The following is a 15,423-nucleotide window of genomic DNA, read 5'->3' on the forward strand; positions in this document are numbered from 1 at the left end:
CTTCTACCAAATTATGCCATCTTTCCTGTTTATTTATTCCAGACCGAAGTCCCGTTTTCTGTTTTCCTTGCCAGTTTCACTTTCCCGCTGACTCTTTTCTTTATAAATCTGCAGTTTTTCATGGATAGAACCACGTGTCGGTCTTTCTTCTTTCTCATCTGATTCAGACACCTCTGTTTCTGCATCTTCCCGTTCATCCATATTGAGCAATGCATTTAATTCTGACAGTCGCTCCAGTTTCTGGTTCAACTCCTCTTCTTTTGGAAATGGCTTTCCAACCTCTTCTTTTGCATTTGCAAGCTGTTCATATACTGTTTCCAGTCTTTGTTGTGCTTCTGAAAGCTTCTCTGGATAACTGTCCAACAGATTGTTGATACGAGTAATATTTCCAAGTGCATCTGCTCCAAGATGAACTTTCGAGACAGCCTCATGTTTGACAGATAGAATAAATTCTTTACTCCATCCATCAAACTGAATCCTCATATTGAATCCCTGATAGTTTCCGATATCCATCGCAGCATCTACAGCTTTAATATCTTTACATACCGCCAGAAGTGCTGCTCCTGCCTCTTTCTTTTCTGTGAACTCTTTGCCGCCAATCTCCATAGTAAACTGCTCTGGATCTGTGATTTTATGCTCTGAGTAATGAGCGATGTCTGCCTTGTAGCTGTCAATGATTTCTGTCAGTTTTGCAATCTGTTGTGGAAAATTCCTTGCAATATCATCTTCCAGGCGGTACTGGTTATTCATGTGGTTGGCTTTTAAAAGTTTTAATTTTGCCACATCAACATCCAATGCCATCTTCTCTTTTACTGCTGGATTTCCGGTTGCAAGAGCTTTGACCTCTGCATAGGAAAGTGCCGCTTCGTCCACATCTTCACAGCTTCGCACAGGTGCTTTGCTGGTCATAATCTGAGAAATGAATTTCTGCTTGTTCTCAACCAACTGCCACATGTAGCTGTCAAATGTGGATTCAGTTACATACCGGAAGATATGAACCTTTTTATTATGATTTCCCTGACGGATAATACGCCCTTCCCTCTGTTCCAAATCAGATGGTTTCCAGCCAATATCCAGATGGTGCAACGCAATCAGACGGTCCTGCACGTTGGTCCCGGCACCCATCTTTGCTGTTGAGCCAATCAAAAAACGAACCTGCCCGGATTTCACTTTTCCAAACAGCTCCGTCTTCTTTGCTTCTGTATTTGCATCATGAATAAAAGCAATCTCTTTTTCCGGTACACCTTTCGCTATCAGTTTCTGCTTCAAGTCATCATAAACATTGAAACTGCCATCACCTTTCGGTGTGCTCAAGTCACAGAAAATCAATTGTGCAGATTTCTGTGCTGCCGTGTCTTTCCAGATCTCATAACTTTTCTCTGCACAGACTGATATTTTGCTTTCTGGATTATCTGGCAATAATTCGTTCACCAAACGCTGATCCAATGCCAATTTTCTTCCATCATTGGTAATTTTCAGCATATTATCAACCGAAGCATCTACCCCTCCGTTTCTGACAACTTCTGCACGTTCCCCCAGACTTTCTACGATTTCTTTCTGCTGTTCCGTTGGTTTCAGCACCACTGTTTCATATTCCGCCTCTGGCACAGGAAGCTTTAACTGATCGGAAGTCTTGATATCTGCAATCTCCTTAAACATATTCATCAGTTCCGGAATATTATAAAATCTTGCAAATCTTGACTTTGCACGGTAGCCTGTTCCTTCTGGTGCAAGCTCAATGCTCGTGACTACCTCGCCAAAGGTGGAGGCCCAGGAATCAAACAGTCCAAGTCCCATATTTTGTAATTTGCTGTTCTGCAGATACCTCTGCATAACATATAATTCCGTCATGCTGTTGCTAATCGGTGTGCCCGTAGCAAAGGTAATGCCTTTTCCTCCGGTAATCTCATCCAGATACTGACATTTATTAAACATATCCGCCGACTTCTGTGCTTCATTCTGTGCAATCCCGGCTACATTTCTCATTTTTGTATAAAGAAATGCGTTTTTATAACTGTGTGCTTCATCTACATATAAATGATCCACTCCCAGTTCTTCAAACGTAACTACCTGATCTTTTTTCTCTTTCTGATTCAGTTTCTCCAGCCTTGTCTGCAATGTTTTTCTTGTCTTTTCAATCTGTTTGACGGTATAACGTCCACCATCCTGTTCATACCTTGCACTCTGGATTGCCATTTCCAGATCATCAATCTGCCTCTGAAGCATGGCTTCCTGTTTCTCATCAGAGATTGGAATACGCTCAAACTGGGAATGACCAATAATAACAGCATCGTAATTTCCCATAGCGATTCTGGCACAGAACTTCTTTCGGTTTGCCGGTTCAAAGTCTTTCTTGGTTGCTACCAAAATATTTGCTCCTGGATATAACTGCAGGAACTCCGCTCCCCACTGCTCTGTCAAATGGTTTGGCACAACAAAGAGATTCTTTTGTGATAATCCCAGACGTTTGCTCTCCATTGCCGCCGCTACCATTTCGTAAGTCTTCCCAGCTCCTACTACATGTGCCAGAAGCACATTATCACCGTATAACTGATGTGCGACTGCATTTTTCTGATGCGGACGAAGCTCTATTTCCGGATTCATTCCTGGAAAACTCAAGTGACTACCATCATATTCACGGGGACGGATACTATTGAAACGCTCATTGTACACGCTTACCAGCCTTTCTCTCCTCTGCTGATCCTTAAAAATCCAATCTTGGAATGCAGCCTTCAAGGCATCCTGCTTTTGTGATGCCAACATAGTTTCTTTTTTATTCAAAACTCGCACTTCATCCCCATTGTCATTTACGACTTTATCATAGATTCTAACATCTTTTAGATTCAAGGTATCTTCCAGAATCCGGTAGGCATTTGCTCTCTCCGTTCCATACGTTGCATAAGCAAACGCATTTCTTGGACTGTCGGCGTTCTTTCCTGTAATCCTCCACTCACCATTTACCTCAGAGAATTTTACCTGTATTTCCTTCTGTGCAAGATACCTCGGCGTATGAAGCAGTTCCACCATAAAATCCTGATAATCCGAAGGTTCAATCCAGGTGGCTCCAATACGCACTTCAATCTCCGACGCTTCCAGATCTCTTGGCTGAACTGCCTCCAATGCACGCACATTCGGTGTGAATTCCGGATGATTCTCTGCAAAAGTTCTCGCTGTATTTAATTTATCTCTGACGTTTCCAGACAGATATTCATCTCCGCTTTCCCACTGGTCTGTCAGTGGATTTTTGAAGATAACTCCAACCAGCTCTTCTGTGATTTTCTCTTCGGTCTTTCCGGTCAACTGTGCCATATATGGAAGATCTACTTTAGCCTTTTCATTTAGGGACAGAGCAAGTGCTTCTGTGGCTGTCTCCACACTTGTCACAGCGACCGCCTTTTTAATGGTTCGTTTGGTGAACATGTCCGCTTTCCGCTTCAATGTTCCATCTTCATTCAAGTCTTCCAGGGAACACAGCAGACAATAAGAAGAGTCATCAGAAAATGCACGTTTGTTAGCATTACTTCCAATAACTCCATACTTTGCTGTGTAGGTATCATACACCTGATTCAGTTTTTTCTGCTGTTTCTGGATTTCTTCGTCTGTGACAAATTCTTCCATCTGCATGGCGATCAGTTCACGAACGGTATCACGGATTGCAACCATGCCTTTTACACGTTCTGCAGTGACTGCAGGCATTTTCACCTGATTCATCAAAGAATTGACACGGTAATATACCTGATCATCTACCACCGTATAGCTGTAATTTCGGACATTCGGATCTGCCGGAATACTCTCTGGCATCTCATCCAGTTCTGCCTCTATATCTACTGCCGCTACCATGCTTCCTCTGATGTGTTTTACAGCTTCTTGTAACTGTAATTCCAGATCAGCTCCTTCCATTGGAGCACAGGTTGTTTCCATACCATACGGACCGGACACTTCTTTCATCTCACCAAGAATCAATCCCGGATGCTGAACAAAATACTTGTTAATGGTAATCCCATTTGCATCACTCTCCAAATTCACCCAGTCTGGCATCTCTTTTGTGAAACTCTCACGCTTCTGGAAAAACAAAATATCAGCACTGACTTCTGTTCCTGCATTTGCCTTAAAAGCTGTGTTCGGCAGTCGGATAGCCCCCAGCAGGTCTGCACGCTCTGCCAAATATTTCCGGACTTCCGGTGATGCCTTGTCCATAGTTCCCTTTGTTGTGATCAACGCAGCTACACCACCTGGACGTAACTGATCTATAGTCTTGGCAAGAAAGTAATCATGAATCATAAAATTGTAGCGGTCATATTGACGGTCATTGACCTTATATGCACCGAATGGCACATTTCCGATTGCCACGTCAAAGAAATCATTGGGATAATCCGTCTTCTCAAAGCCTTTGATCTGGATATTGGCATCTGGATAGAGAAGTTTAGCAATTCTGCCACTGATGCTGTCCAGTTCCACTCCATAGAGTTTGGACTGGTTTAGATTCTCTGGAAGCTTTCCAAAGAAGTTCCCGACTCCCATAGATGGCTCCAGGATATTTCCCTTTGTAAATCCCAGATTCTCCAACACCTGATACATACTTTCAATCACAATCGGCTGTGTATAATGAGCATTTAATGTGGAAGCTCTGGCTGCAGCATATTCTTCCGGTGTAAGGACGGTCTTTAATTCCAAATATTCTGTCTCCCATGCAGATTTTGTCTCATCAAATGCATCTGCAAGACCTCCCCAGCCGACGTACCTGGATAAGATTTCCTGTTCCTCTGGTGTCGCATTGCGGTTCTCATCCTCACATTTTTTTAACAGCTGAATAGCCATAATATTGGCTCGGAATTTCTCCTTCGGTGTTCCCTGTCCAAGTTCATCATCTGTGATATGGAAGTTCGTTGCTGGAATCAGTTCTGCTATTCCGTTAATCTCTTCCAATGATTCTTTTTCTTCCAATACCTCAACTTCTCCCGACAGTTCTTTTTCTTTTTTATCATAATCTGTCCACACACGTTTAGAAATAGCAGTAAAATAGGAAGACTCTTCCTCCATGATTTCTTCCTTGATTTCCCGTAATTTATCTAAGGTATCCGCATTTACTGTTTTGTTGTGATAATGATAATAAAGTACTTCTTGTCCAAGTTTTACATCCAGACGTTCCAATTCTTGTGTTGACATTCGCTCCCAAATATCATCTTTTTCCGTATGAATCGTGAAACCTTCTCCATCATCATGATATTCTAATGTGTATTGAAGTCGATTCTCTTCTCCCTTAACTTTGCAAGCAAAATCATAGATTTTTGTTCTGGTACCGGACATATATTCTGAATCAACTAGTCGCAGATCCGTTATATCTTCCGCTGTAAAAGTATCCTGTTCCAGCTGTTCTCCTAACATCTGCTGTGCTTCTTCCAGGTCTGCCAGTCTTTGTGCTTCCTGTCGTTCTTCGTACTTTTCCATTTCTTCCGGTGACAAATAATCATCTGTGCGGATTAACTGGCGAACACGTTCTGCAACCTTGTTCCACTTTAATAAAACTTCTACCTCTGGACTGCCAATTTTCCCTTTTGCAAGTTTTAATCCTTTTGCATCATGGGATGCGTCGGAAGCATCTGCTCCTGGTATTCCGGGTGAGGAACCACCTGTTCCATACTCATTTTTCAGGAACTCAGCTGCATCTTTCATATCATGATGTTCCATGAAATACTCATAGATTCGGTTACGTCCTCCTGCAGTAATGCCGCCTCTTCTTAACACTGCGTCAATTTCATCCTGTGTGATAAAGGATAGTGCCGGACGTTCGACCGTAAATTTCTGGTCTACCCAGGAACGCTCCCTCTGAAGATCCTGAAAGCGTTGGAAATATTCCGGATTATGCTGAATCTCCCAGCGGTGATAATCTCCCGGATTCTCATCCATATATTTCTGCAGCCATTCAAAACGATAGACAATCGCATCTGCTTCCTCTTGATCTGTCCATGCTCCACTCACTACATCCTGCCAGTCTGAATATGATTGTTTCTTTTCCCAGTTTCTGCAAGTATCCCGAAAATGAAGTGCAAGAAGATTGGTCATTTCTTCCTGCTCCTGTTCAATGGCATTATTGGAAATCAAATTATCCACGTAATTTCCATCCTCATACATATCCCGAATTCTGTTCGCTGCTTCTTCCCACGTACCATGCGGTCAAAGTTTCTTCTGGCAGAGTCCCCTCGCCGGATACGGATACCATCATTGTCATACCAGATACTGATTTTCTGACCATCTATGGTAAATCCTTTGCCACCAGTTCCATATTCATCTTTCAGAAAACTCCGCATTTCTTCATTATCCAGACCTTCAATCAGTCTTGCTGTAATATGAAACAGTGTATTTTTCTGTCCGCTTCCCGTGCGGAGAATATCATTTACCACTTCATCGGAAATAAGAAAAGCGGCTGGCTGTTCCAATGCAGCTGCCGCTTTCCTTATTTCTCCTAACTGTTCCTCTTCTGTTGGGAACAGACTTAACTGTAAATAATCTCCTGAATCACCAGCTCCTCTGCCTGTGCCTTGATCTGGTTCATGTGTCTGGTCCATGCCATCCCGTCTGCCATTTTGTCCGGTGCCGGATCTTTCTCCAGAAGTTCGTTCATCAGGTCGTCTACTCTCTGTCTTGCCTGGCTGTCGATCTCCATCAGATGACTGTCCAGACGGTTCTGCAGTGTCAGAATGTTGAACCTGGCTACCTTGTGATTTCTCAGATACTCTTTCCGCATCATTCCGTACTTGCCGATGGTTCCTCTCGTCTCTTCCAGGCTGATATCTGGAATCTGATACTCTCCGTTCTGGCTGTAACTGATCTCTCTCATAGTCTGTTTCCTCCTTTTTTTCTTCTCTATCTTCTGTGTTATCTGTATTACTTTCACGCATTAACGTGTTAAATTCATTATAGACTACTTCTTTTTCTTTTGCAACCGTTTTCAGGTCATTTTCCAGATTATTCAGCACATATCGTCCAATCTGCATCAGGACTGGTCTGCTGATCTCATTGACTGCACTTCCCAGATGTCCTAATACTATCAGCTGATTAAAGTCCGTAATATGCCGAAAATCCTCTGCATCCAGATATTCCTGTGCATCCAGTCCACACCGGTTTAGTAATACATACCAGACACTATTGGTCATCAGTTCCCGAAATTCGACTTCCTGATTCTGTTCGTCCAGTTCTTCCAGAAATGTCCCTGTTACGTCCAGTCTCAGTTCTTCCAATGCATCTGGAAGCCATTCTTGCATACTCTCCTTCGCTGCCTGATGCAGACTTTCAGCAAGTCCTCCTTCTGTATCTTCCAGTGATAACTGCTCCTGCAGATAATCTGCCACCAGCTGTTCTCCTTCCACCGGAAGATTCCATAACTGAGGATCCTTTCCAAGATTCCGCACTTTATAAGTGTCCTGCACATCAAATACATACCGAAGTTTCGTTTTCGGTCCGGAAGTATTGTCAATCAAGGCAATCCCTTTGGATCCCTTTTTGATCCAGCGGTACATCTTCTGATTCCAGATTTCCATGGATGCTACGGCAGTTGCTTCCGGTCGCTGTGCATAAATTAAAAGCTGTTCTGGAAAAGTGTATTTGTACAGTCTGGATGCAGTGTTTAGGAACCGCATCCATTCCTGCGGACTGGCAGCTACATCTTTTGCCACCTCTTCCGTCAGCTGTTCCATTGCATATAATTTATTTGCCATGCGCTACTCCTTTTCATAAAATCAGGGACTGCTTAGCACAGTCCCCTTAAAATCATCGTTGTTACTCTTTATAATGCTGTGGCAAGCTCTTTTGACTTATTCTTTGGCACTTTGTCTCCCTCTTTTGCCTTGATTTCTGCCTTAGCTTTCTCCAGTCTTCCATGGATTCCACCTTTTACTTCCGCTTTTTCGGCTGCTTTTTCTTTCTCCAAACGAGCTTCCCTACGCTCAGCATTTTCCATAACTGCCGTTTTCCCATCACAAAACTGAACTTTATCGGAAAGCTGCTCCTGTCTCTCCACCTTTGTCTCATTGACTTCCTGTACCATCGCATTTAATTCCGGAACCTGAAAAATGCCGTTATCAGGAAGAATCAGCACTTCATGAATGGAAGATGGGATGACAAAGTAATCACTTCCCAGGCATTCCCCAATCTGTTTACGAATATCTTCCTGCAGTAACAGGGAAGCTCCATTCATCTTAGCTTTGTTTGTCAGACAGAACATTGGGTTTTCCATGGCTTCCATATCCATTTTTTCATTCAGCAGGTTTTCTGGTTCTTCACCAAAAATCATAGATTTGATAATCTCATTCATATCCATAAGTGTGACACCACGTTTTCGGTCTGCCACCATCGCATCCGCTTGAATCTGTTCGGCAGATACTCCCCACTCGTTCATCAGAGAAACAGTTACCGGAATACTGCTGATCCCTTCTCCATTTTCCTCCAGATTTACTGCATAATAAGCTGCAAAATCTCCGTGTTCTGTGACTACTTTATCTGCAAGAAGATCGGTATTCCATTCCTTATCACAAATTCTCATCTGTAATTTGTCCTTCATCTTTTCATAATCCAGAATATCCGTAACTCCCATATCAAAAAATTCTGCTTTTCCCTGTGCCTCAATACGCATATCAGCCACATCGCCAACACAAGAGTCTACATCTTTTCCATGGATATATTCCTGGTAGAGGGAATCCAGATAGACTGTCGGTACGATTCTCTGATCTCCGTTTGGAATCGTAATACCTGTCAACTTCAACCCGTTGTTTTTTTCTACTTCCTGCAGTTTAATTTCTGCGTCCTTGTAAGACTCTGGCAGATACTCCTTTACATTGTCTTTGACATATTCATAAAATTCTTTTCTGTTCATCATACGCTTTTACCCCTTTCTGATCATGTGATGGTTCATTCTTTTTCTGCTGATCATCTGCTCGGCTTTCTTCTGATAAGCCATCATTCTCTTTAAAGTTTTCTCCTGGTTTTTTCGTGCTTCCTGTCTTTTTTCCATTGCTTTCATCATAGTTTTCTATTCCTTTCTGTGATTTTTTTGTATGAAAAAGGGAGCCTCACATAGAAGCTCCCAATCATAACCATTGATTTTGGTTTCCTTATTTGCTTTTCCTTTTTCTGCTGATATAAAGTCCTGCCATACCTCCTGTGGAAGTTACAAGAAGTAGGATCGGCAGCCAGATATTCGTGCTGTCACCTGTTTTCGGTGCATTTGATATCTTTGTCTCTTCATGGGACTGTGGTGTATCCGGTGTGTTCGGTGTTTCTGGAACTTCCGGTTTCTCATTTATCAGATTAAAGGTAACTTCTACAACCGGCGTACTGTCATCTGCATAAGCAAATGTCACTTCATGCTTGGTCTGATCCAGTGTGTATCCATCCAGTGTTTTTGTTTCCACCAGATAATACTTGATAGCGGTATCATATTTGCCGTTCTTAAATGTGGCAATCTCATACAGCTTACTTTCTGCATGACCGGCAGCATCTGTCTTTAAGGTTTCCAGAACTTTTCCCTTACTGTCACGGAGTTCAAATTCTACCCCTTTCAGTGGTTCTCCTGACGATTTATCTGTCTTATTGAGAATCACTTTTCCCTTGGCAGTATCATCTTTCATAGCCACTTTCTGGATTTCTCCGGTATCTTTCACCTCAAATGTCACATCGGCTGTCAGAAGATATCCTTTCGGTGCCTGCTCTTCACGTAAGGTGTATTTACCGATTGGCAGTTTTTCAATATAGTGTGCTTCCTCTGTGGAAGTCCAGCTCTCTACTACCTGATCATCCTTATCGAGAATTGTCAGTTTCGCACCCGGAATCTCAGTTTCTCCTGTGATATCCGTCTTACTGATCTGCACTTTTGTCACATCATCTTTCATCTCATGCTTCTGAACCTCTGCTGTATTCTCTACTGTGAAAGTAATACTTTCTGCAGTGACATATCCATCTGCCGGTTTTGTCTCTGTCATGGTGTATTCCTTACCAACAACCAGTTCTTTGATCACATGGGATTCTTCCGTAGAAGTCCATTCATCTACTGTATTGCCATCTGAATCCGTTACTTTCAGGTGTGCACCTGGAAGTTCTTTGCCTGTTGTCAGGTCTGTTTTGGTCAGCTCTACTGTGGTTGGCTGATTTTCAAAAGTAAAGTCGTAGCTTACTTCTGCCTGGTCTTCTCCAGCATATTCAAAGGTAAATTCCTGTACTTCTTCTGTTGTAACAAATCCGTCCGGTGCAAAGATCTCTTTCACATAGTATTTTCCGTCTACCGGAAGATCTGCCGTAAAAGCGATCTGTCCTTTTTCATCCGTTACCCGCTGCTCAATCAGACTGTCTTTCTCAAGAAGTACCTCGCCCTTTGCATTTTTGATATTTTCACTGGTATAAAGACCGAAGACACCACCTGCAAGGACACGTTCTGTATCCTTTTCTTTCTTCAGAACCGTAATCTTTACTTTCTGACGGGCATTCTGCCATTTCTCATCATAAGTGATGACTGGTGTGTCCTGATCACGGTAAGAAAGATCAACATATCTCGGCTCTTTGTCCAGCACATAACCATGGGCTGTTTTTACTTCCTTCACATAGTATTTTCCAGCCGGGAGATCTCCCATCTGTGCAATACCATTGGAATCTGTGGTAATGGTTCCTACTTTTTCATCTGCTTTGAAATAATCTTCACTGACACCATCTGCCGCTTTGATATCTTCCGCAGCAAATACATCGAACGTCACATCTGTAAGGCTTCCGGTTACATACTCAAAAAGATGCTCCACGGTACCTTTTACATGATCCAAAAGTGTCACCTTATCCAGAAACTCTCCATTTTTGTTGATGATCAGAAGTCCTGTTGGAACTTCATCTTTCATCTCTACTTTCTGAATCTCGGCAGTATCTTCCAGTGTGAACTTCACATCCGTCGTTTTCAGATATCCATACGGTGCCATTTCCTCTCGAAGGGTGTATTCTTCACCCACAGTCAGTCGTTTGATCACATGTGGCTGATCTTTTACAGAAGTCCACTGATCCACAACATTTCCTTCTTTATCAAGAACGGTGAGTTTTGCCCCATCCAGTTCCACACCTGTTGTTACATCAGATTTTGTGATTTCAACTGTTGTCGGCTGGTTCTTTTTCACTGTTTTCAGTTTTACTGTCTTCACATCCTGCCCCTGGTAAGAAGCATCCAGATTCAGAACTTCATCAGAGGATACAAATCCCGCCGGTGCTTTTAACTCTTTCACATAATACTGTCCAAGCGGCAGATCCAGCGTACATGCTGCAAGACCATCGTTATCAGAAGTCATTTCCTGCAGAAGTGTATCTGCCTTTACAATGATCTCACCTTTCTCATTCTTCAGATCTTCTGTGTTATAGATGCCAAAGACAGCTCCTGCTACGGTTGCACCATTTTCTGCATCCTGTTTTTCTACCTGGATTGCAACTTTCTGGCGGTCATCGCCAACCATCACTTCCTGTTCGATCACAGGTGTATCCTGATTGGCATAGACAAATGAGACATCCGATCTGTCATGGTTCAGGACGAATCCTTCCGGTGCAGTCTTTTCTACCACATAGTAAGAACCAAGCGGCAGGTTATCAGCAACTGCTTTTCCGTCTTCCCCGGTCGTTACCGTTGTTACCAGTGCATCTTTTGCATAGATCAGCTGTCTGTTCCCATTTTCATCTTTCTGATAATCCGGTGTATAGATATTTTCAGCTGCATAGACATGAAATGATGCACCCTTCAGGTATCTTTCTTCATAAACAAAATCCTTTTTAAATCCGGTCAGCATCTCACCTTTTTTATAGATCGTCAGCTTTCCTTTTACCGGATGGTTCTCATAGTCTACCGTAATAATGGCATCTCCGCTCTCAGAATCCATCTGGTATGCTGTATTTGCATCCACCGCAATCTCTACATAGTTCTTATTGATTGTGTACCCTTCCGGTGCGTTGACTTCCTCAATCCGGTAATGTCCGATCTTCAGATTCTTCGGCATGATCAGATATCCCTGGCTGTCCGTAAAATAGGACTTATGAGTGGTTGTCACTGGGTAAGTTGTTACCTGCTCCACATACTTCTTGTTGTCCAGGTCATATACCTTAAATTCTGTTCCGGCAATCAATACGGATTTCTTTGTTTCATCATCTTTTTTCACGATTTTCAGTTTTGCCTTAAACTCTTCATCCAGAAGCACTCGCCAGATCTGCGGCTCGTTTGGATGATGTTCTGTGATATTCACTTCAAAATCATCGACTGGCTTGTAATTGTGCGGTGTTGTAGTTTCACGCACGATATAGCTTCCAAATGGTAATGGAATACTGCAGGCATACCCTTTTTCATCTGTAAAAATCTCAGTTGCTCCGTTTTCTCCACTCACTACTGGTTTGGCAGAATCAAAATCATAGCTTCCATCTGCTTTCTTTGTAAGGGAAGATTTCAGATAAACTGTAAATCCGGCTCCGGATAACAGCTCTGCATCGGTCTTTCCATTATTGGCTGCTTTGATGATCTGGAATGGCTGCTTGATGATCTGCTCACTGGAAGTGCACTCTCTTTTTACTTCTGCTGTCATATCTCCTTCATAACTGCACACAAGATCATGCTCTTCTGTATCTGCCAGGTATCCGGTCGGCGGTGTGATCTCTTTGACATAATATTTGCCAAGATATAAACCTTTTACAGAAGCCTGTCCTTTGTCATCTGTTGTAAGAGAAGCTACCTGTTCTCCTGCTTTATAAATAGTTCCGGTTGCTCCGTCCGGATGCACGATATCTTCACGGGCATACAGACCATAAACTGCACCTTTCAGTGTGGCATCTCCCTGTGATACTGCTTTTCCTGTTTCTTTATCAACTTTGAATAAATTGATCTTTGCTGTCACACGGTCATTGCTGAAGGTATGGGCAAATAATACGGTTGCTTCTTTATCATTGGTGTAAGAAAACTTGAACGTATACACATCTTCTGTATTTCTTACATAGCCTTCCGGCGCCTGATCTTCTTTTACGGAATAGGAATATCCAATCGGAAGATCTGCTGTGAATTTTGCAGTTCCATCTGCTCCAGTAGTTGCTTTCTCAATCAGTGTTCCTTTTTTCACAACAACGGTTCCGTCTGCATTTCTAATATCATCGGATGCATACAGAGCAAAAATACCGCCATTCAGTGGTTTCTTTGTATCTTTATCCTGTTTTACTACGGAAACATCTGCTTTCTGTCTTTCGTTGTTAAAAGTCACATCTGCAAATACAACTTCTTTATTCTGTCCGGCATAAGTCAGAGTCACTGGCTTTTCTTCGCTGCCGTTATAGAAATTGTCCGGTGCTTTTGCTTCTTTCACCACATAGCTTCCAAGATGCAGGTTCTTCAGTGTAACAGAACCATTCTCTCCCGTAGTCAGATTATCTTTTACCAGGTCACCTTTACTGTACACTTTTGTGCCATAAGCAGTTACGATATCTGCCCCGGCATACACGTTATACACTGCATTTTTCTGTCTGCGGTTTTCATACTGGAATACCGTTCCATTTTCACTGACATCTGCTCCGGTAAGAACCTGTCCTTCTTTGTAAATGGTAAGCTCTGCCAGCTGTTCCTTATTTTCCACAGTTACCGATGAGGTTTTACTTGCTACCAGTTTTACATTTGTTGCCGTTGCATTTACTACATATCCCTGTGGTGCTGTGATCTCTTTCAGATAAACAGTATCCTGTGTCTTGATGATCGTAACAGAAGATTTTCCATTCTTATCTGTTGCCGGCATCTGAGTGATCAGCTTTGTACAAGCCTCATCGCTGTATACACCGAATACTGCACCTGCAAGATTAACATCCGCTGTATCGTCTTTCTTTACGATTTCGATCGTAGCCTGTTCAATCCAGGACACCTTTAAGCTTACATATTTTTCATCAGCGACACCTTCTCCAAACACAAATGCCAGATCCTGAACACTTGCATTCGTAGTCAATTTATATGCGGAATAATCTTTTGTAATACTTCCCTTCATTTTTGCAGAAAAAGTAGCACTTACATCTTTTGTCTGTGTCAGAGGTGCTGAAAGATAAAACGTGGTTCCTCCTCCGATTGTTACGCTTGCACCTGCCGCACTTACAGTTCCCGTAGATACATTATGGAGCTTCACTCCCTTTGGTAAGTCCATTGTAATTTTCTGCTGGGAAGATGCGTTGAACTTAATATTTTCTGTTCTCTGGATATTTCCATCTACATAAGCTTTTACATTCGGTTTGGAAAATGACATCGCTACATCTGGTATTTCCGGCTTATTTACACAATAATTATAGAGTTCTTTTGCCAAAGCCTCGCCTGTAGCATTTGTTCCATAGAATGCATCACTGCTTCCATTGGCATATGATGCAGCCATGTGAATAATGATGAATCTTTTTCCTTCTGAGAAATCCGTGTGTTTATTCGCAAAAAAGCTTTCGCTCCCTGCGGCATCTGTGCCGTAATAACACACTTTTGCTAACGCCTGATTGTCTCCAATCTTTGTGATTGTATAATTTCCAGATCCTGGTCCTGGTTTTGCCGGCTGTACACAATACGCAGTTGCTCTGACGCTTCCGTAGCTGATATAGTACGGCTCTGTCAGATAGGTTCCAAGATTATAATCTGCATATCTATACAGAGGTCCTTTTTCGATTGTTACCTGCTGTGTACTTCTTGCTGAATAAGCCGAAACTGCTTCAAATGTTGCAATCTCTCCCTCTTCCATAGAATCAAGATCCACACCTTTGTCTCCTGCCTGTTCCAAAACATCATGAAGCTCTAACCCTGATTCTTCATCATAGGTATCCTGATTCTGTGCCTGCTCTACTAAATCATCAAATTCATCAGCATCAATATCGGTAATTTCCGAGTCTGATTCTGACTCCTCCGCTTCCTCTGTCTGCTGTTCACTGCCAGCTGTTTCGGATTCGGTTACTGCTTCACTCCCTGCAGTTTCTGTCTGCGTTTCTGTTTCTTTCTCACGCACAATCAGCTTTCGGCTGATCTGATACTTCGGATGCTCCTGATTTACCGGTTCCACATAATAGACCGCTTTGTAAGTGTCCGCATGATCTGTCGTAAAATCCTCATCCTTATCGTTCTTTGCTTCCTCAAATGTGACTTTAACCTTGTCAGCATCCTTGATTTCCAGTCCTGTGTAGTCTGATTTCACATCAAATACACTGCCTGTTTCGATTTCATAATCTTTGGCAGTCACCACCTCATCTTCATCCAGAAGGTCTTTCACTTCCTCATAAAGTGGCGGTTTTTCCTCTGGCTGAATCTCCGCTGCATATGCAGTCATCGGAGACAACACGGTACTAAGCATTGTCATGCCTGCCAGCAAGCCAGATACTACTTTTCTAAAATTACCTTTTTTCTTCATGCTAAGGTCCTCTCTTTCA

General features: G+C 42.6%; 5 protein-coding genes. All 5 read right to left on the reverse strand.

Going from position 1 to position 15,423, the window contains the following annotated elements; all coding sequences use genetic code 11:
* Nucleotides 1–33: 33 nt before the first annotated feature.
* Nucleotides 34–6,111: a DEAD/DEAH box helicase family protein gene (locus DXA18_RS16150; protein WP_330424527.1), complete on the reverse strand. Its 6,078-nt coding sequence runs from the start codon at nucleotides 6,109–6,111 to the stop codon at nucleotides 34–36.
* Nucleotides 6,099–7,715, reverse strand: a complete 1,617-nt coding sequence (locus tag DXA18_RS16155; RefSeq protein ID WP_243007091.1) for a hypothetical protein — start codon at nucleotides 7,713–7,715, stop codon at nucleotides 6,099–6,101. Before DXA18_RS16155 ends, DXA18_RS16150 begins: the two co-directional genes overlap by 13 nt.
* A gap of 68 nt (nucleotides 7,716–7,783) precedes the next feature.
* Nucleotides 7,784–8,872, reverse strand: coding sequence for a DUF5688 family protein (locus tag DXA18_RS09960; RefSeq protein ID WP_118018855.1), 1,089 nt, complete (start codon nucleotides 8,870–8,872; stop codon nucleotides 7,784–7,786).
* Nucleotides 8,873–8,878: 6 nt separating this feature from the next.
* Nucleotides 8,879–9,019: a hypothetical protein gene (locus tag DXA18_RS15830; RefSeq protein ID WP_166460071.1), complete on the reverse strand. Its 141-nt coding sequence runs from the start codon at nucleotides 9,017–9,019 to the stop codon at nucleotides 8,879–8,881.
* A gap of 88 nt (nucleotides 9,020–9,107) precedes the next feature.
* Nucleotides 9,108–15,404, reverse strand: a complete 6,297-nt coding sequence (locus DXA18_RS09965; RefSeq protein WP_118383790.1) for a SpaA isopeptide-forming pilin-related protein — start codon at nucleotides 15,402–15,404, stop codon at nucleotides 9,108–9,110.
* Nucleotides 15,405–15,423 lie beyond the last annotated feature (19 nt).

The sequence above is a fragment of the Dorea sp. AM58-8 genome, from assembly GCF_003464045.1.
GTDB classification, from domain to species: Bacteria; Bacillota; Clostridia; order Lachnospirales; family Lachnospiraceae; genus Claveliimonas; species Claveliimonas ammoniilytica.

Bases quoted from the DNA above. Each gene is read 5' to 3' on its own strand.
- DXA18_RS16155 (WP_243007091.1), bottom strand. From the start codon at position 7,715: ATGGCAAATAAATTATATGCAATGGAACAGCTGACGGAAGAGGTGGCA.
- DXA18_RS09960 (WP_118018855.1), bottom strand. From the start codon at position 8,872: ATGATGAACAGAAAAGAATTTTATGAATATGTCAAAGACAATGTAAAG.
- DXA18_RS15830 (WP_166460071.1), bottom strand. From the start codon at position 9,019: ATGATGAAAGCAATGGAAAAAAGACAGGAAGCACGAAAAAACCAGGAG.
- DXA18_RS09965 (WP_118383790.1), bottom strand. From the start codon at position 15,404: ATGAAGAAAAAAGGTAATTTTAGAAAAGTAGTATCTGGCTTGCTGGCA.